The sequence below is a fragment of the Brevibacillus sp. NSP2.1 genome (assembly GCF_000470975.2).
In the GTDB taxonomy this organism is placed as follows: Bacteria; Bacillota; Bacilli; order Brevibacillales; family Brevibacillaceae; genus Brevibacillus; species Brevibacillus agri.
Genome location: NZ_CP048274.1, coordinates 4,814,773 through 4,840,350, shown reverse-complemented (window position 1 = coordinate 4,840,350; position 25,578 = coordinate 4,814,773). Strand labels below are relative to the sequence as shown.

At 51.6% G+C, this 25,578-nt stretch carries 23 protein-coding genes and 2 pseudogenes; 19 read left to right on the top strand and 6 right to left on the bottom strand.

Annotation, left to right across the window (positions count from 1 at the left end):
- Positions 1-206 precede the first annotated feature (206 nt).
- The 4 genes from speD (at position 207) to M655_RS23605 (ending at position 3,339) form a co-directional block, all read left to right on the top strand.
- Positions 207-1,019 carry an adenosylmethionine decarboxylase gene (speD, locus tag M655_RS23620; RefSeq protein ID WP_005830799.1) on the top strand — a complete coding sequence of 271 codons (813 nt, stop codon included), beginning with the start codon at positions 207-209 and terminating at the stop codon, positions 1,017-1,019.
- Between the two features lie 171 nt (positions 1,020-1,190).
- On the top strand, positions 1,191-1,841 hold the full coding sequence (locus M655_RS23615; RefSeq protein WP_026558204.1) for an AraC family transcriptional regulator: 651 nt from the start codon (positions 1,191-1,193) through the stop codon (positions 1,839-1,841).
- Entirely contained in the window at positions 1,829-2,521 is a 693-nt protein-coding gene (locus M655_RS23610) for an AraC family transcriptional regulator (protein WP_035423260.1), read from the top strand. The genes M655_RS23615 and M655_RS23610 overlap by 13 nt, the downstream gene beginning before the upstream one ends.
- A complete protein-coding gene (locus M655_RS23605) occupies positions 2,518-3,339 on the top strand; it encodes an alpha/beta hydrolase (RefSeq protein WP_007780042.1) in 822 nt (273 codons plus the stop codon). Before M655_RS23610 ends, M655_RS23605 begins: the two co-directional genes overlap by 4 nt.
- A gap of 102 nt (positions 3,340-3,441) precedes the next feature.
- Here M655_RS23605 and M655_RS23600 read toward each other — a convergent pair whose 3' ends face one another.
- From M655_RS23600 to M655_RS23585, 4 genes and pseudogenes are all read right to left on the bottom strand, one after another.
- Positions 3,442-5,190, bottom strand: a complete 1,749-nt coding sequence (locus M655_RS23600; protein WP_026558206.1) for a hypothetical protein — start codon at positions 5,188-5,190, stop codon at positions 3,442-3,444.
- 198 nt (positions 5,191-5,388) lie between these two features.
- Positions 5,389-6,105: an ankyrin repeat domain-containing protein gene (locus M655_RS23595; protein WP_005830787.1), complete on the bottom strand. Its 717-nt coding sequence runs from the start codon at positions 6,103-6,105 to the stop codon at positions 5,389-5,391.
- A 99-nt stretch (positions 6,106-6,204) separates the two neighbouring features.
- A pseudogene (locus M655_RS23590) lies at positions 6,205-6,339 on the bottom strand (DNA-binding response regulator); the annotation flags it as partial.
- Positions 6,314-7,106: pseudogene (locus M655_RS23585) on the bottom strand (sensor histidine kinase). The pseudogenes M655_RS23585 and M655_RS23590, both read right to left, overlap by 26 nt.
- Positions 7,107-7,273: 167 nt before the next feature.
- Between M655_RS23585 and M655_RS23580 the strand changes: the two are divergent.
- From M655_RS23580 to M655_RS28165, 8 genes are all read left to right on the top strand, one after another.
- A complete protein-coding gene (locus M655_RS23580; protein ID WP_026558210.1) occupies positions 7,274-8,071 on the top strand; it encodes a carbon-nitrogen hydrolase family protein in 798 nt (265 codons plus the stop codon).
- A gap of 195 nt (positions 8,072-8,266) precedes the next feature.
- Positions 8,267-8,515 carry a hypothetical protein gene (locus M655_RS23575; protein ID WP_005830781.1) on the top strand — a complete coding sequence of 83 codons (249 nt, stop codon included), beginning with the start codon at positions 8,267-8,269 and terminating at the stop codon, positions 8,513-8,515.
- 288 nt (positions 8,516-8,803) lie between these two features.
- The gene (locus tag M655_RS23570) at positions 8,804-10,192 is read left to right on the top strand and encodes an L-cystine transporter (RefSeq protein WP_005830779.1); all 1,389 of its coding nucleotides are present in this window, start codon (positions 8,804-8,806) and stop codon (positions 10,190-10,192) included.
- A gap of 60 nt (positions 10,193-10,252) precedes the next feature.
- Positions 10,253-10,567 carry a hypothetical protein gene (locus M655_RS23565; RefSeq protein ID WP_005830777.1) on the top strand — a complete coding sequence of 105 codons (315 nt, stop codon included), beginning with the start codon at positions 10,253-10,255 and terminating at the stop codon, positions 10,565-10,567.
- Between the two features lie 412 nt (positions 10,568-10,979).
- Positions 10,980-11,330, top strand: coding sequence for a hypothetical protein (locus M655_RS23560; RefSeq protein WP_005830775.1), 351 nt, complete (start codon positions 10,980-10,982; stop codon positions 11,328-11,330).
- Positions 11,331-11,485: 155 nt separating this feature from the next.
- Positions 11,486-12,505 (top strand): type II TA system antitoxin MqsA family protein, encoded by a 1,020-nt coding sequence (locus M655_RS23555; protein WP_005830773.1) that lies wholly within the window; start codon positions 11,486-11,488, stop codon positions 12,503-12,505.
- Positions 12,506-12,757: 252 nt separating this feature from the next.
- On the top strand, positions 12,758-13,087 hold the full coding sequence (locus M655_RS23550; RefSeq protein ID WP_026558211.1) for a transposase: 330 nt from the start codon (positions 12,758-12,760) through the stop codon (positions 13,085-13,087).
- Between the two features lie 77 nt (positions 13,088-13,164).
- The gene (locus tag M655_RS28165; RefSeq protein ID WP_007777109.1) at positions 13,165-13,491 is read left to right on the top strand and encodes a transposase; all 327 of its coding nucleotides are present in this window, start codon (positions 13,165-13,167) and stop codon (positions 13,489-13,491) included.
- On the opposite strand, the gene M655_RS23545 is transcribed toward M655_RS28165, so the two are convergent.
- On the bottom strand, positions 13,426-13,911 hold the full coding sequence (locus tag M655_RS23545) for a hypothetical protein (RefSeq protein WP_129552251.1): 486 nt from the start codon (positions 13,909-13,911) through the stop codon (positions 13,426-13,428). The genes M655_RS28165 and M655_RS23545 overlap by 66 nt on opposite strands.
- 955 nt (positions 13,912-14,866) lie before the next feature.
- Positions 14,867-16,507 carry a peptide ABC transporter substrate-binding protein gene (locus M655_RS23540; protein WP_007777104.1) on the bottom strand — a complete coding sequence of 547 codons (1,641 nt, stop codon included), beginning with the start codon at positions 16,505-16,507 and terminating at the stop codon, positions 14,867-14,869.
- Between the two features lie 287 nt (positions 16,508-16,794).
- On the opposite strand from M655_RS23540, the gene M655_RS23535 reads away from it, so the two are divergent.
- From M655_RS23535 to M655_RS23505, 7 genes are all read left to right on the top strand, one after another.
- Complete coding sequence (locus tag M655_RS23535) at positions 16,795-18,099, top strand: hypothetical protein (protein WP_005830768.1); 1,305 nt, start codon at positions 16,795-16,797, stop codon at positions 18,097-18,099.
- A gap of 40 nt (positions 18,100-18,139) precedes the next feature.
- Positions 18,140-18,379, top strand: a complete 240-nt coding sequence (locus tag M655_RS23530) for a hypothetical protein (protein WP_152344132.1) — start codon at positions 18,140-18,142, stop codon at positions 18,377-18,379.
- A 26-nt stretch (positions 18,380-18,405) separates the two neighbouring features.
- A complete protein-coding gene (locus M655_RS23525; protein WP_005836258.1) occupies positions 18,406-19,992 on the top strand; it encodes a M4 family metallopeptidase in 1,587 nt (528 codons plus the stop codon).
- A 540-nt stretch (positions 19,993-20,532) separates the two neighbouring features.
- Positions 20,533-22,080: an AbgT family transporter gene (locus M655_RS23520; protein WP_005832179.1), complete on the top strand. Its 1,548-nt coding sequence runs from the start codon at positions 20,533-20,535 to the stop codon at positions 22,078-22,080.
- Positions 22,081-22,113: 33 nt separating this feature from the next.
- Positions 22,114-23,373, top strand: coding sequence for an amidohydrolase (locus tag M655_RS23515; RefSeq protein ID WP_025848737.1), 1,260 nt, complete (start codon positions 22,114-22,116; stop codon positions 23,371-23,373).
- 64 nt (positions 23,374-23,437) lie between these two features.
- Positions 23,438-24,841 carry a M20 family metallopeptidase gene (locus M655_RS23510; RefSeq protein WP_005832175.1) on the top strand — a complete coding sequence of 468 codons (1,404 nt, stop codon included), beginning with the start codon at positions 23,438-23,440 and terminating at the stop codon, positions 24,839-24,841.
- A gap of 290 nt (positions 24,842-25,131) precedes the next feature.
- Positions 25,132-25,518, top strand: coding sequence for a hypothetical protein (locus M655_RS23505; RefSeq protein ID WP_026558213.1), 387 nt, complete (start codon positions 25,132-25,134; stop codon positions 25,516-25,518).
- The last annotated feature ends 60 nt before the right edge of the window (positions 25,519-25,578 follow it).

Genomic DNA, 25,578 nt, shown 5'->3' with positions numbered 1-25,578 from the left:
ATCATTTTCCAGATGATAGAAAGGAAATAATCTTATTTTTTGGATTTGGTGCTATTGAAGCAGCGAGAGATAGGAAAATGGTAATGATTCTCAACTGCCAGCCGCTTTCCTGCAAACGTCCGCATGATTTTTATCGAAAGGAATGGGCACCCTGAAAAAAGGAAATGATGGCAAAGACTCGCTCATAACAGGGGAGGACAAAAGAAGTGGAACCAACGAAAGACCAGCATATTACTTTGCACGGCTTCAACAACCTGACGAAATCGCTCAGCTTCAATATGTACGACATCTGCTACACGAAGACAAAAGCGGAGCGGGAAGCGTACATCGAATACATAGATGAACAGTACAACGCTGCACGGCTGACCAGCATCCTGAAAAACGTTTCGGAGATTATCGGGGCGCACGTATTGAACGTGGCGCAGCAGGACTATGTGCCGCAAGGGGCGAGCGTGACGTTTCTCGTTTCCGAAGGTCCGGTCGTGGAAGTGCCGACGGAGTCGTATGAAGAATCCCCCGGGCCGCTGCCGGAAAATGTCGTTCTGCAGTTGGACAAAAGTCACATTACGGTCCATACGTACCCGGAATACCATCCCGATGAGGAAATCAGCACGTTTCGCGCAGACATTGACGTCTCGACCTGTGGCGAAATCTCGCCGCTCAAGGCGCTCAACTATTTGATCCGCTCCTTCGATACGGATCTGATGACCATTGATTACCGGGTGCGCGGCTTTACCCGCGATATCCACGGCTACAAGCTGTTTATCGACCACGACATCAGCTCGATTCAAAATTATATTCCCGAAGAAATTAAAGATTTGTTCCACATGATTGATGTGAACGTGTACCAGGACAACATTTTTCACACGAAATGCAAGCGCAGGCGGTTCGACCTGAACAATTACTTGTTCGGCTACACAAAAGACAAGCTGACGCCTGCAGAGCAAGCGGAAATTACCGAGCGGCTGCAAACAGAGATGGACGAGATTTACTACGGGAAAAATATTATTCGCCACTAAGCAAGGCTGCTTCCCTTGCAGCAAGTCCGCGCCCAAGCGACGAGGCAGCGGTTCGAGGGAGAGCAGCCTTTTTGCATTTGCGGGCGCTCTTTGCGATCTTACCATTTGACGCTGAAAATCATTATCAATCATAATGGGGGCATAAGCGCAAAAGGACGGTGGCAACCAGCTATGCAAAGCAAACAAGGCAGCGAGAAAAGAGGGACAGTGTCATGGCAAGGCTTGTGGATGAAGCTGCGGCACAGTGAACAGATCATGGTCAAGCAGGATGTCCCGCACGCGGGTCAAGGCTGCATAGACAAGCATAGGCTGATCGTTGCGCTGGACGGCAGCGGCTCCATCGAGATCGACGCGAGCTGCTATCCCGTCAAGGAAGGGGAGGCGTGGCTGCTTCTCCCAGGTCAGTCGTGTTCTTTCTATATAGTATCTTCTCGCAAGCTCACCTGCCATGCGCTCGCTTTTGAAGTGTACCGGGAAGCGGAGAGCGAAGACGGCGAGGCGATCACGCTGCACCGGACGACGTTGCCGTTTGCCGGACGCGTGACATGCTTGTCGCAGCCGACGCTTCGCATGCGCTGCGGTTCCATCGGGGAAGCGTGGGAGCAGACGGACGCGCGCAGCCGCTTCCGCGCACAGACGCAGCTTCAGGAGCTGATGTACGAGCTGCTGCCTGATTCGCAGTGCGCAGCATCAGAGGATTCCCTGGAAACATTGGAGCAGACCCGGCTTTATTTGGACGGCCACTACCAGGAAAGTTGGACGATTGAAAAGCTGGCGGCCATGGCCGGATTAAGCCCGTCTTACGCGCCATGGATTACGTGACGCAACTGCGCATCAACAAGGCCAAGCAACTGATGGGCCAGGGAAACGAGCGGATACGCGAGATCGCCAGACAGGTCGGCTTCAGCGACGAGTATTACTTCAGCCGCAAATTCAAGCAGCAGCAAGGCGTGGCCCCGACTGTCCACATGAAAAGCAGGCGCCACAGGGTTGCGACGTATCACACGGCGATCACCGGACAGCTTTTGGCGTTGCAAACGATCTCCAGCGCGGCCCCGCTCGATCCGAAATGGTCGGCGTACTATCGGCAAAAATACGCTGGCGATATTCCCGTTCATTTGCGCGATCCGTTTGACGAAACGTTCTCGATTTTCCTGGCGCTCAAAAAAGGCCCGTATCTGTTGGGCAGCGAAGGCGCAGGCTCGGTTCTGTATGACGATCTGGGGCTGCCGAAGCCAGCGACATCGCCGGACACGAAAGAAAAAACGATGGTGCTGCTGACGCTGGAAGGCATCACGACGATCAACCCGGATCGCATCGTGCTGCTGCATCCGGAGGGCGGCGAGCAGTCGTATAAAGATTCGGCTGTATGGCAAGGGCTGAAAGCCTACAAAAACGATCACATTTACTACTTGCCTGCAAACCCTTACTACAACCAGGCTTACATGCCGCTTGGCAAGGAGCTTCTGCTCGATACGCTGGAGCAGACGTTGAACAAATGAGTGGCGCGGCTTGGGAAACGGCAGCGATTCCGTGGACGAAGCAGCTCGTGATGCAGGCAGGAGGCAGCGGGCAAACGTACCGCATCTGTTTGGCAGTGCCGCCGGGCGAGGCGCCGGAGGGAGGCTTCCCGGTCCTGTATGTGCTCGATGCCAACTCGGTCATCGGCACGGTGGTGGAGGCGGTGCGCTTGCAAGGCAGGAGCAGGGACGGCCAGGGCAGTCCGGCGGTCGTGGTCGGGCTCGGCTACGACGAAGAGGTTCCTTTTGCCACTGCGCGCTTAACCGATTACTCCTTGCCGATGCCAGTAGAGGAACTGCCTCCTTTTTCGCGCGGGGGAGAATGGCCGCGCCAAGGCGGAGCAGATGATTTCCTGCGCTTTGTGTTGGAAGAAGTACGGCCGATGGTGGAGAGCATGGCGACGGTCAATCGCGAGCGCCAGGCGATTCTCGGCCATTCGCTCGGAGGGCTGTTCGTTCTGCATGAGCTGTACACGCGGCCGGACGCTTTTTCCACCTATTTGGCCGGAAGCCCGTCCATTGACTGGTACAAGCGGCTGATTTTCGCGGAGGAACAAGCTTTTGTCACGCAGTTGCAGCCAGGTGGCAAGCGCAAACACGTGCTGATCGGAGTAGGCGAAGAGGAACTGACGCACCCGACGCGGATTAACGAGCATGCGCGCGGCGTGGCCGAGCGGCTGGGGGCTTTTGCCGACTGCGGGCTGGACGTTCAGTTCGAACAGTTCGCGCGGGAAAATCACATCTCGGTGCTGCCCGTGTTCATCAGCCGCGCAGTTCGCTTGTTTTTGAGAAGCGTGTGAATAAAAAAGATGAGCGTCGTCGTTGCAAAAAGGAGTTGTTCTTTTTGCGCGGCGGCTCATCTTTTTTGCGTCCCGTTCCGGCTCCGGCTCAATCCAGCTCGGTCAGGTCGTGCTCAGGGCGCTTTCGGTTTGCAAATATCCCTTCGCGCTTCGACTGTGCTCCAGTGTCAGATGCCCAAGGTAGTGCGCCCGAATTTCCTCCAATGTCTTTTGGGCAGGCTGGACAAATTCGCGGTCCCAGTCTTCCGGAGGCGATTCGAGCGAGATGCCTTTTTCGTCGAGAATTTGGAACAAGTCTTTGTCCGCCTGGGTAGGAATCCACCAGGTGTAGACGGGATTGGTCTGACCTTTGACTAGCGACTCCAGGATGAACTTCAAATATTCTGCGATGGAGAGCGGGCCGTAGTTCACGTCAAATTCCGGTCCGGGGGCAGGGTACTGTTCCGGGTAGCGCAGCGGGCCGTAGTGGATGGAAATGCCCAAAAAGCCGACGGGCGGGATGTTGTTCCCGTACCCGGTGAGCGAAAACGGCAGGTCGGCGGCGAAATGCAGGCGCACGATGACCGAGTTGATGAACTGCCGCTCGAAGAAGCTTTCCTTTTGCCAGATGCCCAAATCGCGGGCGATCGTATCCCAGTAAATGATCGAGGTGTTGTGCGCCAGCCAGAAGGCGGAGGACATCTCCTCAAAGGTTTTGAAAAATTCGTCGTCGTGCTCGTTGAACGGGTCGATCAAGTCGTACCATTTGAAATAGCCGTGCTTTTTGCGCCAGCTTTGGGCGAGCAGCAAAAAGTCGATCAGGCGCTGGATGCGCAGCTCCGGGCTTTGCTGGTTGTTGGCAAACAAGTGTGTCGCTTCCAGCAGGTCGGCGGTGAAGTTGCCGTTGACGAAGTCCCAGTAATTCACGTCTCCGGCCTGGGAGCGCTGCTCGTCTATCCGCTTCGTTTCCGCTTCCCAGTGGGCAAATGTCGCGACGTCAATCCCGAAGTACAGCTCAAACGGCAGCAGATCGCCAAACAGGCTGAAACGGTAAGGGCTGGATTGCTGAAACCAGGTTTTGATGAAAGCGAGCCGGGAAGAGGGCGGCACGACGACGGCTCTTTCCAAATAGCTCGTTTTGGCGATATCGGCCTGGAACTGTTCCAGCGACGTAGCGCCATCGGCAAAAGGAGACGAGGAGGCCAGAAAGTCGACGCCGTCCTCGTCATTGTCGTACTGGACGAGAATGTGCGTGAAGCTCGTTTGGGCCGAGGGAGAGAGGACGAGCTGGCTCCAGCGGTGCGAGCTGCCGTTGTCGATCGCCCCGATGATGACGACGGGGTTGTCCGCTTCTCCGTTGAAGGCGATGGAGCCGCTGTCCTCGACGATGAGCTTGTGCTGGCAGCGGACATTGATCGAGGTGCCGGCTTCAAAGCTGACGCGGACGCCTGCGAGAATGGTCGTGTCTTCAGGGCCGATCAGGTAAGGGCCGCCTTTTGCCGTAAACACGCGATCGCTCTCGATCGTGCCGCTCAGCCGAACGTATTTGTCGACGTGCAACTGACAGGCGTGCTGCGGGTCGGGGTCTGGGCCAATCGTCAGCTTGATGTAGTAGAAGCCGTCTTCGTCGGGGAAAAAGGGCAGGATGATGCTGCCGCCGGGAGCAAAGCGGGCTTCGCTCAGCTTCGTTCCGTGCACGTCATACACTTCGATGGCAGAGGACGGATGCGTCAAATTGCTGATATGTATTTCGACTGCCTCTTCGGAGGTGAGATAGAGCTTGTACATTTCGATATGGGGATCGAGGTCTGGTGACGCCTTGCGGATGGGCTTGTCTGTTTCCAGCATGGATACGGATGCAAAAGTATTCATGGAACGCCGACTCCTATTCGAAAAATTCAATCATATGCAGGCGAAGCTTCATTCTATTAGTGATACGCGCAACGCTGGAAAAAGTTTTGGCGCGACCGAGTCTTTTGGACTACAAAACAGGACAAAAAAAGGACGGGAGAGCCAGTTCTGACTGACGTTCCTGTCCTGTTTGCTTGTGGCTGCCAGATGCCAAATGGCTTACTTTCCGCCCGCCTTTGTGAGCATTTCGATCATTTCCTTGTAGCCGCGCTGTTTGGCGTGCTGGAGGGGAGTGACTCCATCGTGATCGGCCAAATTGACATCGGCTCCGTGCTCGATCAGCAGCCGGACGATTTCCTGGTGCTTTTTGCCCCCGTCTCCCAAAATGACTGCTTCCAGCAAGGCGGTCCAGCCGAGGTTGTTGACGTGGTCGATGTTGACGTCCGAAGTAGTGAGCAGCTCCCGGACGATCTCCACATGCCCGCGGTCAGCGGCGGGGATGAGGGCAGTGCCGCCAAAACGGTTGGTGATGGTCGTATCGGCACCTGCCGCTATAGCGGCCCGCACAAAGTCCAGCTTGCCTTCTGCGCCTGCGTACAGCAGCGGATTGTCGGAGCGGTCGTCTCGGATGTTGATGTTCGCGCCATGTTCCACGAGCAGGTTGAACATCGCAAGCTGGTTCGTGTGCACCGCGATCATTGCAGACGTCCGTCCGCGTTCATCCGTCGCGTTGATGTCGGCTCCGTCCGCGAGCAGCTTTTGCATCGTTTCTGTGTCTCCCTGCTTGACTGCTGCAAGCAACGCCTGATTTCGCTTGTCCATTTCGTCGTTTTCCGCCTGTGTCGCTTGCTGCTCGCTGCTCGCAAGCAGCGTATCCACGTTCGCCGCACACCCTGCCAGCAGGAGGGCGACGGTCAAAAGACTTGCTTGCAGCATGGCGAACCGGCCCCTTTCTGCTCGTTTGGTTGTTCGCATGAAAAGTGGTTTATTCGACTGTCAGCTCGGCCCGGGATTCGCCAGCCCAGCTGCCGACCCGTCGCGCAGGGCGAGCTGCAAGCCTTCGCTTCCGTTGTGGCACAGATCGACCTGAAAGCCGTTCAGTTCAAAATAATCGCGTTCGAGCTGCGCGATCGTCGTCTCGTCTTCAATGATGAGGATGCGCGTCGTCATGTGGCTTGGCCCCTCCCAGGTAGTTCGATCGTCTCAAAGTAAAAAACAGGCTCGTGCCGACGCCCTCTTTGCTTTTCACCCAGATGTCGCCGCCGTGTCCCTCGATGATTTGGCGGGCGATGGAAAGTCCCAGACCGCTGCCGCCCGTCGAGGAATTGCGCGATTGCTCCGCCCGGTAAAAGCGCTCGAACAGATGGGGGATTGCTTCTTCGGGAATGCCGATCCCGTTGTCCCTGATCTCGATGGTCGCCCACTGCGGGTCACCTCGCCAAACGGGCTGCGCTCGCGAATGACAAACACGCTGCCTTTTGCCCCGTCCGAGTAGAGGAAGTCAAATTTGGCGTAGGCGTAAAAGCGCTCCCCGATGTTGAACGTGTTGCGAATCTGGCTGTTGTTCAGGTCGTAGGGCGGAAGGCTTTTTTCCAGCTCCGGCTGGTTGAAGGTGAGCGATTCGAAAACCTGGTTGCTCTCCCTGCGGACGTACAGGCCGGCGCGGACGGTTCGCAGCTTGAAATCGTAGTCTTGCAGCAACGACTTGTCGAGCAGCTCGTCCGGCTCGTTTTTGGCGAGGTATTTCAGTTCGAGAAAAATCGACTCTTCCTGCTCGTGAGCGGGTTGAGCTAGTAGTGCACTTTATAAAAATCGCGAAAGCTGTGGATGTCGCCTGTGGCTGCAATCGTAAACAGGCTGGCGGCGAGAACAAACATGAGCAGACTGATGACGAGCATCCCCGTGTAGGAGAGCAGCAGCTTGATGCGGATAGACATAAAACTCACCTCTCCCGATAACTGGGGTGTGCAAAAGATGACTAGTCCATTATATACAACGAGCACGGCGGGTAAAGCATTATTGCTTGGAACTGGGCGAATATCCGTTATACTAGCATATAAGAGCAAACAGATTTTGCACGTAGGGGAAGGACGGGGGATAGAAGATGAAAGTAGCGATTGCACAGCTTACAGCGAGCATGGACAAAGCGCTGAATCTGCAAAAAGCGCAAGACTATATCGCCAAAGCCAAAAAAGCCGGGGCAGACTTTGTCATTTTGCCGGAGATGTACAGCGCGCCAGCCACGCCGAAGTCGGGAGTGACGCCAGCCGAGGTGGCGGAAAAGCTGGACGGCCCGTTTGTGACGGGACTGGCGGAGGCGGCGCGTCAGCACGGCCTCTACGTGGTGTGCGGCGTGTTCGAAGCGATTGACGGCGACGAGAACCGCGCCTACAATACGACGGTCTTTCTTAATCACGAGGGCGCGCTGATTCACGCCTACCGCAAGACGCATTTGTACGACGCTTTTTCCTATATCGAATCAGACTTTATTGCGCCTGGCGACAATCCGTATCGCGTGGTGGAGACAGAGTTTGGCAAAATCGGGCTGATGGTCTGCTACGAGGTGCGCTTTCCCGAGATCGCGCGGCAGTTTGCCCTGCAAGGAGCGGATATTTTGTTCGTACCCGCAGGCTGGGTAGCGGGCGCGATGAAGGAGGACCATTGGGAGACGCTGGTTCGGGCGCGGGCGATTGAAAACACGATGTTCGTGTGCGCGGCTGACCAGGTTGGCAACATTTTCGCGGGACGCAGCATGATCGTCGATCCGATGGGCGTCGTGATCGCCAGCGCCGGAGAAGAAGAAACTTTGCTGATAACAGAATTGGATCTGGAACGGATTCAGCGCGTGCGCGGCAAGCTGCCGAGCGTCGCCAATCGCCGGGCAGAGCTGTACACCAATTAAATACATGGGATTTCTGTAAAAAGGCAGTCGGTCGCCCCACCAGCTCAAGCGGGCGGCCGGCTGTATTTTTGTTTTGGGAAAAGGAAAGTGGTCAGGCACATTTTGCTTTTTTCTTCATAGGATTATAGTAGATATCCATTCATCTTTCGAGCCCTTATGCAAGCGTTACCATCATGAGAAAGGAAGTGTGTGCGGATGTTCTGGTTCGTATGGGCTGTCGTCGGCGTCGTTGTCTGGTGGGCAATGAACATGATTTTGACAGGAAAAGCGGCAGGAACAAACTGGTGGGCTTCGCTCATCGCTGCGCTTCTGGGAAGCTGGCTTGGAGACTTGGTGTTGGGCGATTGGCTGTGGATGTGGGCTGGCTTCAACGTCATTGCCGGGGTAATCGGAGCGGCTATGCTCACCTGGCTGTGGACACTGCTCAGCAGACAATCCAAGTAGCCACACGAGTACAATTGTCATTGGCACAAGCAAACAGCAGACAGGAATCGCCCTGGTGGCGGTTCCTTTTTTTCGTGCAAAAAAGCGGAGCGTCTGGCGAACAGCGAAAAAGAGCGCGCACACGCATAAAGCGGCGCGGAGCGCATAAACATCAGCGAAGGAGAAAGTGCAGGTTTCGACAGTGTATCCATAAGTCTTACTTGACCAGTAGGGATTGTTGGTAATATAACTATATCTAGACCGACAAGATGGACATTACGAGTTCAAAGGAGAAAGGGAGGGGAAAATATGTCAACACTTCTTACGATTCTCAACATTATTATCATGCTCTTATTCATTGGCGGCTTGTATGCCATGCAGAAGAAACATATTTCTTTTTCCAAGCGAGTATTTGTCGGTCTCGGAATCGGGATTGTTTTCGGACTCATCCTGCAATTCGCCTATGGAGTAAAATCAGACGTCCTGAAAGATTCCATCGAGTGGTACAACATCGTGGGCAAAGGCTACGTGAAGCTGCTGCAAATGATCGTCATGCCGCTGGTGTTCATTTCGATTGTTGCCGCTTTTACCAAAATGAAGCTGGCCAACAACATCGGCAAAATCAGCTCGCTGATTATCGGGCTTCTGGTCGGCACGACAGCGATTGCCGCCGCAATCGGGATCGCCTCGACGTTTGCTTTCAATCTGGACGTAAGCCAGTTCCAGCAGGGAGAAGCGGAGGCGGCGCGCATTGAACAGGTGGAGCAACGGCTGGGCGATATTCAAAACATGACCTTGCCCGCAAAAATTTTGGAGCTGCTCCCGGCCAATCCGTTCCTCGATTTGACGGGGGATCGGGCTACTTCTACGATTGCGGTTGTCATTTTCTCGGCGATTATCGGGATTGCGTATTTGGGCGTGAAAAAGAAAAGCCCCGAGCAGGCGGAATTGTTCGCGAAAATCGTCGACGCGCTGCACGCCATCATCATGCGCGTCGTGACGCTGATTTTGCGCCTGACGCCATACGGGGTGCTGGCGATCATGACGCGCGTAGCTGCGACGAGCGACTACAATGCGATCTGGCAGCTTGGCAAATTCGTCATCGCTTCGTACGTGGCGCTGGTGCTCATGTTTGTCGTGCATCTGTTGATGCTGGCTTTTGCCGGACTGAACCCGATCACGTACGTGCGAAAGGCGTTTCCTGTCCTGACCTTCGCCTTCACCTCCCGCACGAGTGCAGGGGCATTGCCGCTGAATGTGAAAACGCAGACGCAAGACTTGGGTGTGCCTGAAGGGATCGCCAACTTTGCCGGCTCCTTCGGCCTGTCGATCGGTCAAAATGGCTGCGCAGGCACGTATCCCGCGATGCTGGCCGTCATGGTAGCGCCAATGGCCGGAGTCGATCCGCTGACGCCTTCGTTCATCCTGACGTTGATCGTCGTTGTCGCGCTCAGTTCCTTCGGCGTTGCCGGAGTAGGGGGCGGAGCGACTTTTGCCGCGCTGCTCGTCCTGTCGACGATGAACCTGCCGGTGGCAATTGTCGGGCTGCTCATCTCCGTGGAGCCGCTGATCGACATGGGCCGGACAGCGCTCAACGTGAGCGGCAGCATGACGGCCGGGCTGTTGACGAGCCGGGCGACGAAAGAGTTGGATACGAAAGTGTTCAACGGAGTACAGCAGCAGTCTGTGACGGTGTAAAACTGAAAGACGCGAAAAACAACCCCGGTTGTTCTGCCTGTCTGGCAGGAGCAGCCGGGGTTGTTGCCTTTTGCTGGAACGGGACTTAAAGCAAGCAACAAACAGGCTATACCGAAGCCAAAATTTGAGGAAATTGCTCGCGTGAATGCTCTGAATAAAGTTGAAAATTTCCTGCAAAATGGCGATCAAATTGTCTCGATCAACGGTGAGAGTTCTATACCAAAGATCATTTATTGGACAAGGTATCCTCAAACTATCCCAGACGAGACAGTGACAGTGAATATTTATGGGAAGCAAGATCTGAAAATGACCAAACAATTGTTCATAGAAAAATTAATGAAGGCAAATGTCCAGGTCAGATCAAGAATTTCCTAAACTAGATTTGAATACCCTCCCTGCGAAAGTAATTGCCAGGGATGATTTTAAAGGGGACTCAAGCAGTCTGTCTCGCGCTTTAAAGGTGTACCAGCAGCTTACAGGTGAAAACTTGGTAAAAGGACGCAAAATTGCAGCTACGGGAGGAATACAGACAGACGGAAGGATCACAGGGATTGGTTCTTTGTTTTACAAGTACCATGAGTTGGTAGATGAAGGGTTTCGTTATGAGAGCTCATACCAGGATAATTATTGATCCGTTCACAGCGAATTTTCAAAGTAGTTACGCAGGATTCTGATGGTTCACACTCGGAAATAAAAAGTATCAATTGATACCGTGGACAAGTTGTGGTAATCTTTAGTTAGGTATCAATTGATACTGTCTAGGATATCATAGTAGGGAGGTGAAAAAGTGAGTTTGGAGGAAACGTGTAAGACTGTCCTTGCGGAGATGAAGCAATTAATACTTGAAGGAAAGAAACACTTCGTAAGGCGAAATCGACAAGGTAAAAATTATTTGCAACAACTTCTCGATATGAACTTAACCAGTATTGATGCAGCGTGGGAGTGCATCGTAAATGACCTAAATCATACTCATTATCACTCCGGTCCAATGCATGACCATCAAGATGGACCTGGAAGTCCCCTGGTCGTTTGGGTGTTCAAAATGGAAATAAACGGAGTCATTGCTTACATCAAGTTAAAGATTGAGACGAACGGACGTGGCTGTGTCTGCCTCTCATTTCATGAAGACGAACCATAGAACTTAATACTTAACGATTATATTGCAGAGAAAAATATGTGAGTGGTGGATGGGCTCCTTCCCCCATCCCCAACCTTAAAATTTTAAACTCACTTTATATCATAAAATAAACATTAAACTATATTCTACGAATTATTCATTGGAGGAAAATTCATATGTTGAAAAGGATAAGGTATTGTGATGAGTGCCGTTGCGAACGCGAAGCCGTGGTCAAAGAAAGGAACTCCACATACACTTACCGGAATGAGCAGTTTGAGATTATTGAAGAGTACGCTGAATGCACAGAATGTGGAAATGCTGTTACTGATGAAGAACTGGATAATAAAACCCTCAAACAGGTGAGTGACCTTTATCAAATTAAGCACTCTGTTAATCCGGAAATGTTAAAGGAAATAAGAAAGGGATATGATCTTTCACAATATTTGTTTGCGAAGCTTTTGAATATGGGTATTGCGACAATTAAGCGATATGAACTGGGCACATCTTCTCCGGATACAACTCAGATTGGAATCTATAAGCTGCTGAAGAGTAATCCGAAATCAATCATGCAGTTTTTTGAACAGAACAAAAGCAACTTCGAACCGGATGAATTGAAAACGGTGGAAAAAAAGCTCGAGTCATTCATTGATAATGATGATATCGAGGATTCAAGTCAGCGATTATTGGAGAAAACATATGAGCCGCATAATAATACGATTGAGACAGGGGGGATCACATTTAACTATCAAAAACTGTTCCACATGATTTTGTTTTTCTCCAGAGAACATGTTTTGAAAACTAAACTCATGAAGTTATTATGGTACTCTGACTTCCTCAGATATAAGAGAACACAAAAGCCAATAAGTGGCACCCCATATTGGCATTTGCCATATGGTCCTGTCCCTAAAAAGCATGATTTCGTATTGGGAACAATGGCAGGACTGGATCTTATTTCTATCCGGGAAGAGGAAAATCCTGAAGGATACACGATGATACTCATTCAGGCTAAGAAGGATTTTGATCCCAATATTTTTGATCATGCAGATTGGGATGTACTTCGTTACGTGGAAGATTATTTTAAAACATATGGATCCAGAACGATCAGTGACTTCGCTCATGAAGAAGAAGCATGGAAACAAACCAGAGACGAACAAATTATCTCTTACGAATATGCGGAATCACTTCGATTAAATTGATTAAAGAGGGGCTGTCCAGAAAGTCAATGTAAACTGACTGCTGGACGCCCCGTTTATGCGGATGAAAGAAGACCACATGAAAAACGGTCAACTGAAACTGGGTTACAATGTACAACTGGCGACGGAAAACCAGTTTATTTTGTTCTACAGTCTGCACCAACGCCCTACCGATACGCGCTGCTTCCTCCCTCATCTGGAGCGACTAGCGGCGTCTTCTTTGCCGATACGGGCTATGGCTGCGAAGAGAACTACTTGTATGCGATCGGAGAAGAAAAAGAGCCCCGTTTCGACTTCCTGATTCCCTATGGTGGCTATAAGAAAGAAAAAAACCGTCGGTACAAGAAGGACATCCGTCACGCATCCAACTGGACATATGAAGAGTTGGAAGATCGGTTCGTTTGCCCGAATGGCCGCTACGTTTCCTTTATGAAATACAAAACCAGGAAAACGGCATCGGGTCTGGAGCAAAGTTTCAAGATCTATGAATGCGAAGAGTGCAGCGATTGTCCACTCAAACCGGCTTGTACGAAAGCAAAAGGCAACCGTCAGATACACACTGGAACACGATTTGGGAATAGCTAAAAGTTAAGGCAAAAATAGCCCTTGAGGATGACGAGAAATCCGCGATCTATGCTCGATGTAAAGTCGAGGTCGAAAGCGTGTTCGGTCACATCAAGGACAAGCGGTCGTTCCGTCGGTTCTCCTTGCGAGGACTGGAGAAGGTGCACACTGAGTTTGGGATTGTGGCTTTGGCCCACAACTTACTGAAGGTGGCGGGTATCCGCCTCGCCACTTTCCAGCAAAAACAAAAAAGTTGGACGGGAAATATTGCGTTTTCCCGTCCAACTTTTTTATTTTGGGGACTTATTAGACAGCCCCGTGAACCTCTAAATTATTCAGATGTCTTTTACAACGAAAACCTAGATAGAAAAATCAATATACGTACTGTGAGTTTTAGTAGAAATTGTACCTACTCCCTCAATTAAAACAACCAAACTTAATGTTCCCTCAATATAAGCAGTTCCACCGGTTTTCTTTGAATTTAAATCTACATAGGACCTATCAGAATTATGTTTCCAAGTATTCATAGGATGAAATCCAATTAGTTCACTAGATGTTACAGCTTTGGATATTTTTCCATTATCATAAGTTACGGTAACATACCCCATAACAGTTTGGGTCAGGGCGCTAGCGACAACTTTTTCAAAAGTTTTTGTTGCAAACGGAGTAACAACACCAGGCTTAGGCTTAACTGGTCCATTTAATTTTACCGTTTGGGTTTGACCATCTTGATCCTTTAAATAGAATAACAAAGCGGCATATTCATCTACATTATTTACTTTTATTCCTTTATGTCCTTCGCCAGTAGAATTATTGATTGTTTCTGCATCAATAGTTCCGTCCAAGGTAAAACCAGCACTTTTTCTAACTTCTTCATAAGTTTTGAATTTATTGGTGTATTTTGTTAAGTACTCTGATTCTACAATATCGGCAACAGTTAGAAATTGAGAATCATCAACTACTTGCGCAGAGGAAATTTCACTAGAAAATAAGTGATTTAACAGAAAAGAGGAACTGTGGACAAGGGAATGAGCCCCCTTTTTCGCTCGCCTAAGCCACGGATTCAGCAGGAAAAATCTCTTAATGTTTAGTAGTTTATTAACTCTAGTGAACCCAAACTGTTCTTATGAACTAACCAAGAAATTAGTAAGTCCAATGATGAAAAATAAAACAAATACACCTAAAATAATGAAAAGAAGTACCTTCCATTTGTTTAACAAGTGGATCAGCTCCTTAAGTCAAAGTAGTTGATTCAAATAGTTAATCACCAAACCGATTTTACCGTGTTTATCCTTTTATTACAAAAAATACAATTAACATGTTTGTGGCGGACTAAAAACGAGACACCTATTCAGAAATACATACAACTGGCTCCAGCGTTTGTTCATGACCAGGCTCAACTTGATACACTAGTAGATATCATGGCATGACATATGTGTTCTATCAGGGATTTTTGAATATCCCAAGTTTGACAGTTTTTTAACTTAGGATCTTTTTTGTTGAATGAGGAACGAAGTTATTCGTTTAATCAACCTGTTCCTAAGTAAAATAGAGATACACGAGAATCAAATGAAAAAAGTCCTTCGATTCAATTAGCCAGCTATTCACAAGGAATGAAGTGTTTATTGTCTTGATTGCATTCATATACTCGTCTTAGTCCCAACTTTCTCTGCATCTTACTTCAAATTTAGCAATGTAGGGACAGAAAAAGCCGGTTACACCATTGGCAAGGTGAAAACCGGCTAGTCTTTCGTTATAGCTCATTCGTGAAATACATTTCGTGTTCTGTCGTTGCACCTGCTACTGCGTCACCACCGACGTGTACTTGAAGTACGCGCCCCCGAGCGGGAAGATGATGAAGTCTTTCACCTTGTCGTTTTTCACATAAGGGCTTCCGCGGAAGTTGATCGGCGCGAGCGGCATTTCGTCCATCAGGATGGTTTCCGCCTCGAGCAAAATTTGCTTGCGTTTTTCCAGGTCAGGCTCGTTGTAGCTCTTGTCGATCAGTTCCTTGAATTTGGCATTCTCCCAATCCGGGTGGTTGTTGCCGCCTGTTTTGTCGCGGAACATTTCCAGGAAGTTGATCGGATCGTTGAAGTCTGCGCCCCACTGGAAGCGGATCAGGTCAAAATTGGCCTGGGAGCGCATGTCGCGGTACACTTTCAGCTCTGCGTTGTACAGCTTCACGTCGACGCCGAGCACTTTTTTCCACTGGTCTTGCAAAGCTTCCGCCACTTTTTTGTTCGTGTCGGTAGTGTCGTAAGTGTAGGTGACGGTCGGGAAGGCAGTCAGGCCAAGCTCCTTCATCCCTTCTGCCAGAAGCTGTTTCGCTTTTTCTGCGTCCTCCTTGAAGTAGCCGTCCGCCTTCAGGCCCATCGAGGTCGGCACCCATCCGTAAGCGGCTGGTACGCCGGTTTGCAGGATGTTGTCGATGATTTCCTGGCGGTTGATCGCGTAGGAGAAGGCTTGTCTGATTTTTTTGTTGTTGAAAGGCGGCTGGTTCGTGTTGAACACGACGGATTGCGTGCCGGGGTTGTCCGCTACCATCAGCTTGCCTGCGTCCTTCAGAGACTGGATGGCATCGGGCGGCAGCGTGGAGGCCGGGTAGCCGCCCCAGTCGATATCGCCGTTTTCAAACATGGAGAAAGCCGTGTTGTTGTCTTCGATCATCGAAATTTCCAGACGGTCCAGCTTTACGTTGTCCTTGTCCCAGTAGTTCGGGTTTTTGGTGAAGACGATCTTGCTTTTGTGCTCCCAGGTGTCCATGATGAACGGCCCGTTGCCCACGATCGTTTTCGCTTCGGCAGCCCAGTGCGGGTTGCCCTCCACTGTTTTTTGGTGCAGCGGGAAGAGCGTCGGGAAAAAGGTCAGCTCACGGAAAAACGGCGTAGGCGATTTCAGGTTGAATTCGACGGTGTAGTCGTCGAGTGCTTTTACCCCTACGTCCTCGGCTTTTCCTTTACCCGTATTGTATTCCTCTCCTCCTTTAATGTAGTAAAGCTGATAGGCGTACTCGGACGCTGTCTTCGGATCGAGGTTGCGTTTGATCGCATAGACGAAGTCGTGGGCGGTGACAGGATCGCCGTTGCTCCACTTGGCGTCTTTGCGGATTTTGAACGTGTAGTTCATGTAGTCCGGCGTGTTGGTGAAGCTCTCTGCGGTGGCGTTGGTCAGTTGTCCGTTCAGGTCGTAGCTGGTCAAGCCTTCAAAAGCGGCGTAGATCATGTCAAACGAATCGGCGTCAACTGCGATGCCAGGGTCCATGGAAGGCGGTTCGCTGTTGATGCTCCAGCGCAGCACCATCGGTTCTGCCTTTGTCGCCTCTGTCGGTGTGGCGGATGGTTGGCCCGCCGGTTGGGAAGTGGTTGTCGAGTTCGAACAGCCTGTGATTACCCCGAACAGCAAGGTAAGACAGGTTGCCAGCGCAATGCCCTTTTTCATGTAAATCCCCCTTGGAAATGATAGAAACATATATTCAGAATATTTGTTTGCGTTTTGTTTCGCAAAGGTAATATTTATCTTGCTCGAAAAAAAAATTTTATGTTAGGTGATTAACAAAGTATTCTTGGCAAATGCTTGATACAACTCACTGTTTTGTAACTGGTTAAGTAGCTAACTAATTTAGCGAAGAGGAATGAATGACACCAGTAGACAAAGTGGTCGGCAAATGATAAGAATGAGGTAACCAATTATGGAAGCTATCAAATCAGGTAGGAGTTTACGCCCTTATGTATAAAATCGGTGTTGTGGGCCCGCCCCCCTCAGTTGAGCGGATACTGGCTGTTGCCAATGAGTTTGAGCATGAAATCGAATTCGTTCCCTTCACCTATGACGATGCAAGAGAAGTGAGCCGAATCGTGCAGGAGCATAACCCGGAATTTAACGGGTGGTTTTTCTCTGGCCCGATTCCTTTTACGATCGCCAAAAATGTGTTGAGCCCGGATGCCAATATCGTCTACTGTCCGCCGACCGGGTCTAATCTGTATCGTTGCTTCATCCAGATGTCGATCGATCACAATGAAGTCGTGAAGCGCATCTCTGTCGATATGATTGATTCAGAAGGGACGTATTTGCGCGAAGCGATGTCCGAACTGAATATTCCCGAGGAAGAAATGCACGTGATGACCTACGACGAGCATTACGACCCTGATGTCATTACGCAGTTCCATCTCTCTCTATGGAAAGAAGGAAAAACGCAGGGCGCTTTCACCACCTTGTTTTCCGTCGAGCAGGCGCTGCGCGAGGCCGGCATTCCCGTGTACCGCGTCCTGATGACGAAGATGGAGATTCGCCAGGCGATGAAGATCGTCATCGAAAAAGCGAAAAGCTCGTATTTCAAGCACACGCAAATCGGGGTGGAAATCATCGAGCTGGAACAGTTCGACAAAATTCCCGAGCGGGCGAAAACGCGCTTCCATCTGCAACATCTGGAGCTGAAAATCAGGGAGATTTTGCTTCTGCTCTGCGAGCGCCTGGACGGCTCGCTGATGGCAAACGGAAACGGCCGCTACCAGATTTTCAGCTCGCGCGGCGCGATCCAGCGGGAGATCGAAATGCTTCGCCACACGGTCGAGCAGCTCTCGCTGGAGGCGGACGTGCCTGTCGCAGTCGGCGTAGGCTTCGGCGATACGGCTTTTTCTGCGGAAAACAACGCGAGAAAAGCGATTCAGCACGCCAAGGAGCGGCCGCAGTTCGGCATCGTGGTCGTGCAGGACAACGGCGTCATGATGGAATCGGTGGGAGAAGCGGAGGAGCTGGAGTACGCTTACCGCTCCAATGACCGGGAGCTTCTCGAAAAGCTGAACAAGGCCAACGTCAGCGTCAAGACGTACCACAAGCTGCGGGCGCTGGTGCAGCGGATGGGCTGGAAATCGTTCACCACGACAGACATCGCTTCGTATTTGTCCATGACGGTGCGCAATGCCCAGCGAATCATGGGCAGCCTGTGCGAAGTGGAGCTTGCCGAGTACAAAGGCGAGGAACAGCAGGCGATGCGCGGTCGGCCGAAAAAAATATACACGCTTGTGCGCTGAAAAAGCAGGCAAACACCCGATAAGCTCGGGTGTTTTTTTGTTGGTGCAGAAGCGATCCGCCGATTCGGGACGAGCCGCTCCGGGCAGCCTTGGCACTCGCTTGGCCGGGCCGTTTGAGCCAGAGGAACAAGCCTGCGCAAGCCGGGTGTATGGTAGCGTGAACAGCCAGTCCGCGATTTTTGTCAAAGAAATGGAGAAAATGTCGGCAAAAAAATACCGAGAAAAAAAGGGATTTTTTCCAGAAAAAGCAAATAAGATAAAATGTTTCATACATTCATAATCTTTTGATTGGGGGAATTTTTTAGAATGAAAAAGTCTTACATTGCCACCAGCCTCACTCTCAGCATTGCCGTAGGTGTGTCGGGATTTGCATCGGTGCCTGCTCTGGCCAAACCGAAGCAAATCGATTACAGCAAACAGTGGGACACACCGCAGTATATCGGGGAAGCTTGGGAGCCAGAAGGGGCTAAGGGGGATGACGTCGTCTGGTCATACCTCGAGAAGTACAAAGACGAGTTCCGTATCCAGGGAGACGTAGAGGACCACTTCCAAATTGTGAATCAGGTCCGCAACAAAGAGACGGATACGAAGCACTACCGGCTGCAGGAAGTCTACAACGGCATTCCGATTTACGGCTTCCAGCAAACAGTTCACATAGATGCGGACGGCAATGTCACGTCTTATCTGGGCCAGTTCATTCCAGATCTCGATGACAACAAGCAGTTGAAGAAAAAGCCGAAGCTCAGTGAACAAAAAGCGTTGAAACAAGCAATCAAGGACATCGAGGATGAAGTGGGCGAAGAGCCGGATTTCATCCGCGACCCAGAGGCGAAGCTGTACATTTACGTGCATGAGGATGAAGCTTACCTGGCGTATGCCGTTGAGCTGAACTTCCTCGATCCGCAGCCTGGCCGTTGGATGTATTTTATCGACGCGCACAGCGGAGATGTCATCAACAAATACAATATGCTCGACCACGTGACCGGAAGCGGAACAGGCGTGCTGGGCGATACGAAGCAGTTCGAGACGACACTGCAAAGCGGCAAGTACGTGCTGAGCGACAAGACTCGCGGAAAAGGCATCGAGACATACTCAGCCAATAACCGCACTACGCTCCCTGGCACGCTGCTGAGCGACAGCGACAACTATTGGACAGATGGCGCGGCAGTCGACGCGCACGCGTATGCGCAAAGAACGTACGACTACTACCGCGACGTGCACAACCGCAACAGCTACGATGGAAACGGCGCTTTGATCCGCTCCACCGTTCACTACAGCACGAGATACAACAACGCGTTCTGGAACGGCTACCAGATGGTGTACGGAGACGGAGACGGCAGCACATTCCTGCCGCTGTCCGGCGGGCTGGACGTAGTAGCGCATGAGCTGACCCACGCTGTCACCGAGAAGACAGCAGGACTGATTTACCAAAACGAATCGGGAGCGTTGAACGAGTCGATTTCCGATATTTTCGGTGCGATGATTGACGACGACGATTGGCTGATGGGCGAGGACATCTACACGCCAGGTACGAACGGAGACGGACTGCGTTCCCTGGAAGACCCATCGGAGTACGGCGACCCGGATCACTACAGCAAGCGCTACACCGGCTCCCAAGATAACGGCGGCGTCCACATCAACAGCGGAATCAACAACAAGGCAGCGTACCTGCTGGCAGAAGGCGGCACGCACTACGGCGTGAACGTCAACGGCATCGGCCGCGAAGATACGGCGAAAATTTACTACCACGCTCTGACGCACTACCTGACGCCTTACTCCAACTTCTCGGCTATGCGCCGTGCTGCGATACAGTCCGCAACCGACTTGTTCGGTGCCAGCTCCAAACAAGTCAAATCTGTTCAGGCAGCGTATGACGCTGTAGGCGTAAAATAAGCGGTCAACCAGACGGCCCAGGTGACCGACCTGCTACAAGTAAATAAGGAAGCAAAGAAGGCAACCACTCGCATGGGTGGTTGCTTTTTTTGTGCAGATAAGAATGGATAGATAAGATTCTTGCCCGGTATCAGCGCAACCAAGGCTGCGCCAATGGTTTGGCACGGCCCGGTTTTCGAATGTCAAAGCCGGGGAACAAGGGATAAACATGGAAGCTTTTCTATTTTTCAAGAAGTCAAACAATTCTATTGAAAAAAAGTTACCCAGGTTATATAATCCAATTAAACGAAATTGTCTTTTTGTATTCGTATAATTGTCATTGCCGACCGAAAAAAGAAAGGAGTATCTGCGCGGCGACGAGCTTTGCTGTGCGCTTGAATGAATGGATTGCGTTGAAATGAAAATGAAAGGGCTTTCACCTTCTCGCTTTCATGCCATCAACCAGACTGACCACTCATTCAGAACGTTGTTGTTTCGCCATCGAGACAAACGAGAATGATGGTTATCAGCAGAAAGAAACGGCCTAAGGGGGAGTGCTCCATGAGTGCACATACTGTACAGACAAACCGGAATGAGGAGTATGCACAAGGAATCGGTCTCGTCAAATGGGTAGAGCGAGTCGGGAACAAGCTGCCGAATCCATTCATGCTGTTCCTTTATTTGATCGCCGCTTTGATGATTATTACCGCGGTCTTGTCGATTTTTCACGTCACGGCAGTCGATCCGATCAAAAACGAGCAGGTGCAGGTCAAAAATCTGCTCAGCCAGGAAGGCTTGCAATGGCTTTTGCCCAACATCATTAAAAACTTCTCCGGCTTCCTGCCGCTCGGTTCCATTTTGACGCTCATGCTCGGCGTGGGACTTGCGGAGAAGGTCGGCCTGTTGGAAGCCGTTATTCGCAAAATGTCCCTGCGGGTCAGTGCCCGCTACGCCAGCTACCTCGTAGCGTTTATCGCGTTTTTCAGCCACGTTTCCTCTGATGCGGCGTTCGTGATTATGCCGCCGCTGGGCGCGTTGATCTTCCTGGCTGTCGGACGCCATCCGGTGGCAGGGCTGCTCGCCGCGATTGCGGGGGTCGGGTCCGGTTTTTCCGCCAACATTTTGATCGTCACAACAGACGTGCTGCTCTCCGGTATCAGCTCAGAGATTTCCAAGTCAGTGAATCCAGACGTGACAGTGAGTGTGCTCGACAACTGGTTCTTCATGTCCGCTTCTGTCCTGCTGCTTTCGGCGGCGATCGGGTTTATTACCGATAAATTCGTGGAGCCGCGCCTGGGCGTTTACAAAAGCGAAGGCAAATCGGAAAAGAAACTGGAAGATTTGTCCGATACCCAAAAGAAAGGCTTGCGTGCCGCAGGTATCGCAGCGCTTGTGTTCATTGCTGTGATTGCCGTATTGGTCGTGCCTGAAAATGGCCTGTTGCGCGATCCGAAGCAGGGGACAATCGTGCCTTCCCCGTTCATTTCCGGTATTGTCCCTGTCATTTTGCTCTTTTTCTTTACCGTAGCGATTACGTACGGAATCAAGGTTGGGGTTATCAAAAAGCAAAATGACATCCCGGCCTTGCTGACAGACCCGATCAAGGGCATGGCAGGATTCATCATCATGATTTTCCCGCTGTCCCAATTCGTGGCGATGTTCAACTGGAGCAACATGGGCAGCTTCCTGGCGCTGTCGATTACGGATTTGCTGGAACAAATGAACATGAGCGGCGCGCCTGTGTTTATCGGCCTGATGTTCTTGTCTGCGTTTCTGTGTATGTTTATCGCGAGCGGCTCGGCGATCTGGTCCTTGCTTGCGCCCGTGTTCGTGCCGATGTTCATGGCGCTTGGCTTCCACCCGGCATTCGCGCAGGTCGCATTCCGGGTCGCTGATTCGTCGGTCATTCCGTTTGCGATCGTTTCGCCGTTTATCCCGCTCTTCTTGAGCTTTTTGCAGGAGTACAAAAAGGATGCGAAGCTGGGGACGTACTACGCCCTGATTATGCCGTATCCGATCGCCATCTTTGTTTTGTGGACATTGCTCTTGGTCGTCTGGTATTTCGTCGGTCTGCCAATCGGTCCTGGAGTTTATCCGGTGATGAACTGAAGATGACTCGAGAATAAACAGGAGGAAAAAAACATGCTGGATCTGGTTTCGTTACGAAGAGATTTTCATATGCATCCCGAGGTGGGCTTTACGGAGTTTCGCACCGCTTCGAAAGTAGTGGAAATTTTGACTTCCCTCGGCTACGACGTGATTTACGGCCAGGACGCCATGGATGGCGATGCCCGCAGAGGGCTGCCGTCCGAGGCGGTGCTGGAAGCGGCTTACGAACGGGCGCTGCGCGACGGCGCCAACCCGGCCATCGTGGAAAAAATGCGCGGCGGCTACACCGCTGTCATCGGGGTGAAAAAAGGGAACAAGCCTGGCCCCACTGTCGCGTTCCGCTTTGACATGGACGCGTTGCCTGTGCTGGAGAGCACCGATGCGGACCACTTTCCGCAGGCGAACGGCTTCCGCTCCCGCTACGAAGGAAACATGCACGCCTGCGCCCATGACGGGCATACGACGATTGGCCTTGGCGTAGCGGAGGCGCTTGCGGCAGGGGAGTTTGCCGGGACGCTCAAGCTGATTTTCCAGCCAGCCGAAGAAGGAGTGCGCGGCGCGTATTCGATCGTGCAAAAAGGGCTTCTCGACGACGTGGACTACCTTTTCTGTCACCACCTGGGCGTCAACGTCCCGCTCGGCGAGGTGCACGGCGGCTCTTACGGCTTTTTGGCCACCACGAAAATGCTCGCTCATTTTTACGGCGTGTCCTCCCATGCCGGTGCTTCGCCGGAGCAAGGGAAAAACGCCCTGCTCGGAGCGGCCACCGCTTTGCTCAACATTCATGCGATTCCCCGTTTTAGCACAGGATCGACTCGCGTGAATGTCGGGGTGCTGGAAGGGGGCACTGCGGCAAACATCATTCCGGCCTACGCCAAGATGGTAGTCGAGACGCGCTCTGTTTCCGAGGAAGTCAACGCCGAGGTCGAGCAACGCGTGCGCAACATCATCGCGCACAGCGCAGCGATGCATGAGCTGGACTACAAAATCGAAGTGATCGGGGGAGCGATCCCGATCAACTACGATGTGGAGATGGCAGAGCTGGCTTTGGAAGAAGCGAAGCACGTGGAAGGCTTCTCCTCGTTTAAAATGGGCGAGCACAACTCGATGGGCAGCGAGGACGCGAGCTTCATGATTAAGCGCGTGCAGGAGCGCGGCGGCAAAGGGACGTACATGTCGATCGGGACCGACCTTCCGGCTCCGCACCATCATCCGAAGTTCGATATTCAGGAAGAAATTTTGCCGCGCAGTGTCAAGCTGCTGGAGCGGATTGCCAGACGGCTTCTTGCCTAAAAAGCAACTCTCTGTTGCCAAAGTCGCCTTTTTGCCAACTCCGACATAGAGAGGATGTTTTTACATGCATACCAAACAAATTGCAGACATGATCGAGCAAAAACGGGATTCCTTCATTAAAGTAAGCGACCGCATCTGGGAATTGGCGGAGACGCGCTTCGAAGAGTACCAGTCCGCTGAGCTTTTGGCGCAAACGCTGGAAGCAGAAGGCTTTCAGGTGGAGCGCGGCGTCGGCGGGATCAAAACCGCCTTCATCGGCAGCTTCGGCAGCGGCAGTCCGGTTGTGGCGATCCTGGGCGAGTTCGATGCCCTCTCCGGAATGAGCCAGAAAAAAGGCCAGGCCAAAGAAGAGCCGGAAGTGCCGGGCGCAAACGGACACGGCTGCGGGCACAACCTGCTGGGGACGGCTTCGCTGGCGGCGGCGGTTGCCGTGAAGCAGTACATGGAAGAAAACAACATGAGCGGAACGGTTCGCTACTACGGCTGCCCAGGGGAAGAAGGCGGCTCCGGCAAAGCGTTCATGGCGCGCGCCGGACTGTTTGACGACGTCGATTTTGCCCTCTGCTGGCACCCGATGGGCTACAACAGCATCATGGCAGTCGAGTCGCTGGCCAACTACCAGGTTTACTTCAAGTTCAAAGGCAAAAGCGCCCATGCCGCAGCCAGTCCGCACCTCGGCCGCAGCGCGCTGGATGCAGTCGAGCTGATGAACATCGGGGTCAACTACTTGCGCGAGCACATCATTACCGATGCCCGCGTGCACTACGCAATCACCAATTCCGGCGGCCTGTCACCAAACGTGGTGCAGGCGTACGCCGAGGTGCTCTACCTCGTGCGCGCGCCGAAGGTCGACCAGGTGCAGGAAATTTACGAGCGCGTCTGCAAAATCGCCAAAGGCGCGGCACTCATGACGGAAACCGAAGTAGAGATCGTCTTCGACAAGGCGTGCTCTAACCTGGTGCAAAACAAGACGCTGGAAGAGGTCATGTACAAAAACTTCCAGGAGCTTGGCGTGCCTGTGCACGACGAAGCAGAGCTGGAACTGGCAAAAGCGATGCGCGCAACGCTGTCTGCGCAGGAAAAAGCGACAGCGGAAAGACAGTCGCCAGACGCGCCGGACCCGGACATGGTGACATGGCTGAACCCGTACACCGGGTCGACGATTCCGCTGAACGGCTCCACGGATGTAGGGGACGTAAGCTGGATCGCGCCGACAGCGCAATGTACGACAGCTTGCTTCATCAACGGTTCTACGCTGCATTCCTGGCAATGGGTGTCGCTCGGAGCGACCTCGATGGCGCACAAAGGAATGCTGCACGCCGGGAAGGTCATGGCTGCTACTGCGGTAGATATGCTGCAAAATCCAGAGTTGATCGCAAAGGCAAAAGCCGAGCTGAAAGCCCGCCTCGGCGACAAAACGTACGTGTGCCCGATTCCGGAAGGCGTTATGCCTTCGGTGAAAAAATAACAGGCTTGCATGACAAGACCGACGATGTACCGCTTGAATGCGGGGGTCGTCGGTTTTTTTCGTGGAAACATGGCAAGGAGATAGAAGCGAACCGCACGCATGTAATTCACAAAAAATACAAAATGTTAATAAAATATAAATTTCTATATTTTACATATTCCGACAAACAAAGACAAAAGCGATAAATATAATAAAAGCCGATAAGGAAAAAACTACTAATTGGTTGTTGTTTTCTCCTTATCACCCTTGGCCAAGGTATATAGACAAAGTAAGTTTGGGAGGAAAGGAACTTGGGAAAAAAATTTCTTGGTATTGCTGCAACGCTCGCTTTGCTGACCGCAGCTAATTCTGCTTATGCGGAGACACAAACCGACACACTTCAATATAAAGATTTGCGGGCTGATATCAAACTGGACGTCGATTGGAATCTTTTAGATGAAGATAAGGCAGAAGCCGAAACAGACTTCATTAATCCAAACAATAGTAACTATGTTGCAGTCAGACTGGAAATGTGGAAAGACGACTCTGGAGTTTCTGGCAGCAAGTACGATCGGGATAAAAGCCTTGCTGAATGCCGCTATACATATGCGGGCGCCGAGTATTTCAAAAGTAGACACTCGATTGACAGCTCTGATCGGAAAAAAGAACTTGTCGTTGATACTTTCTCCGATGACTAGAATCCCGTAACATTCAAACAGAAAATAAACCGGTGGAATAGCCGGTTTATTTTCTGTTTG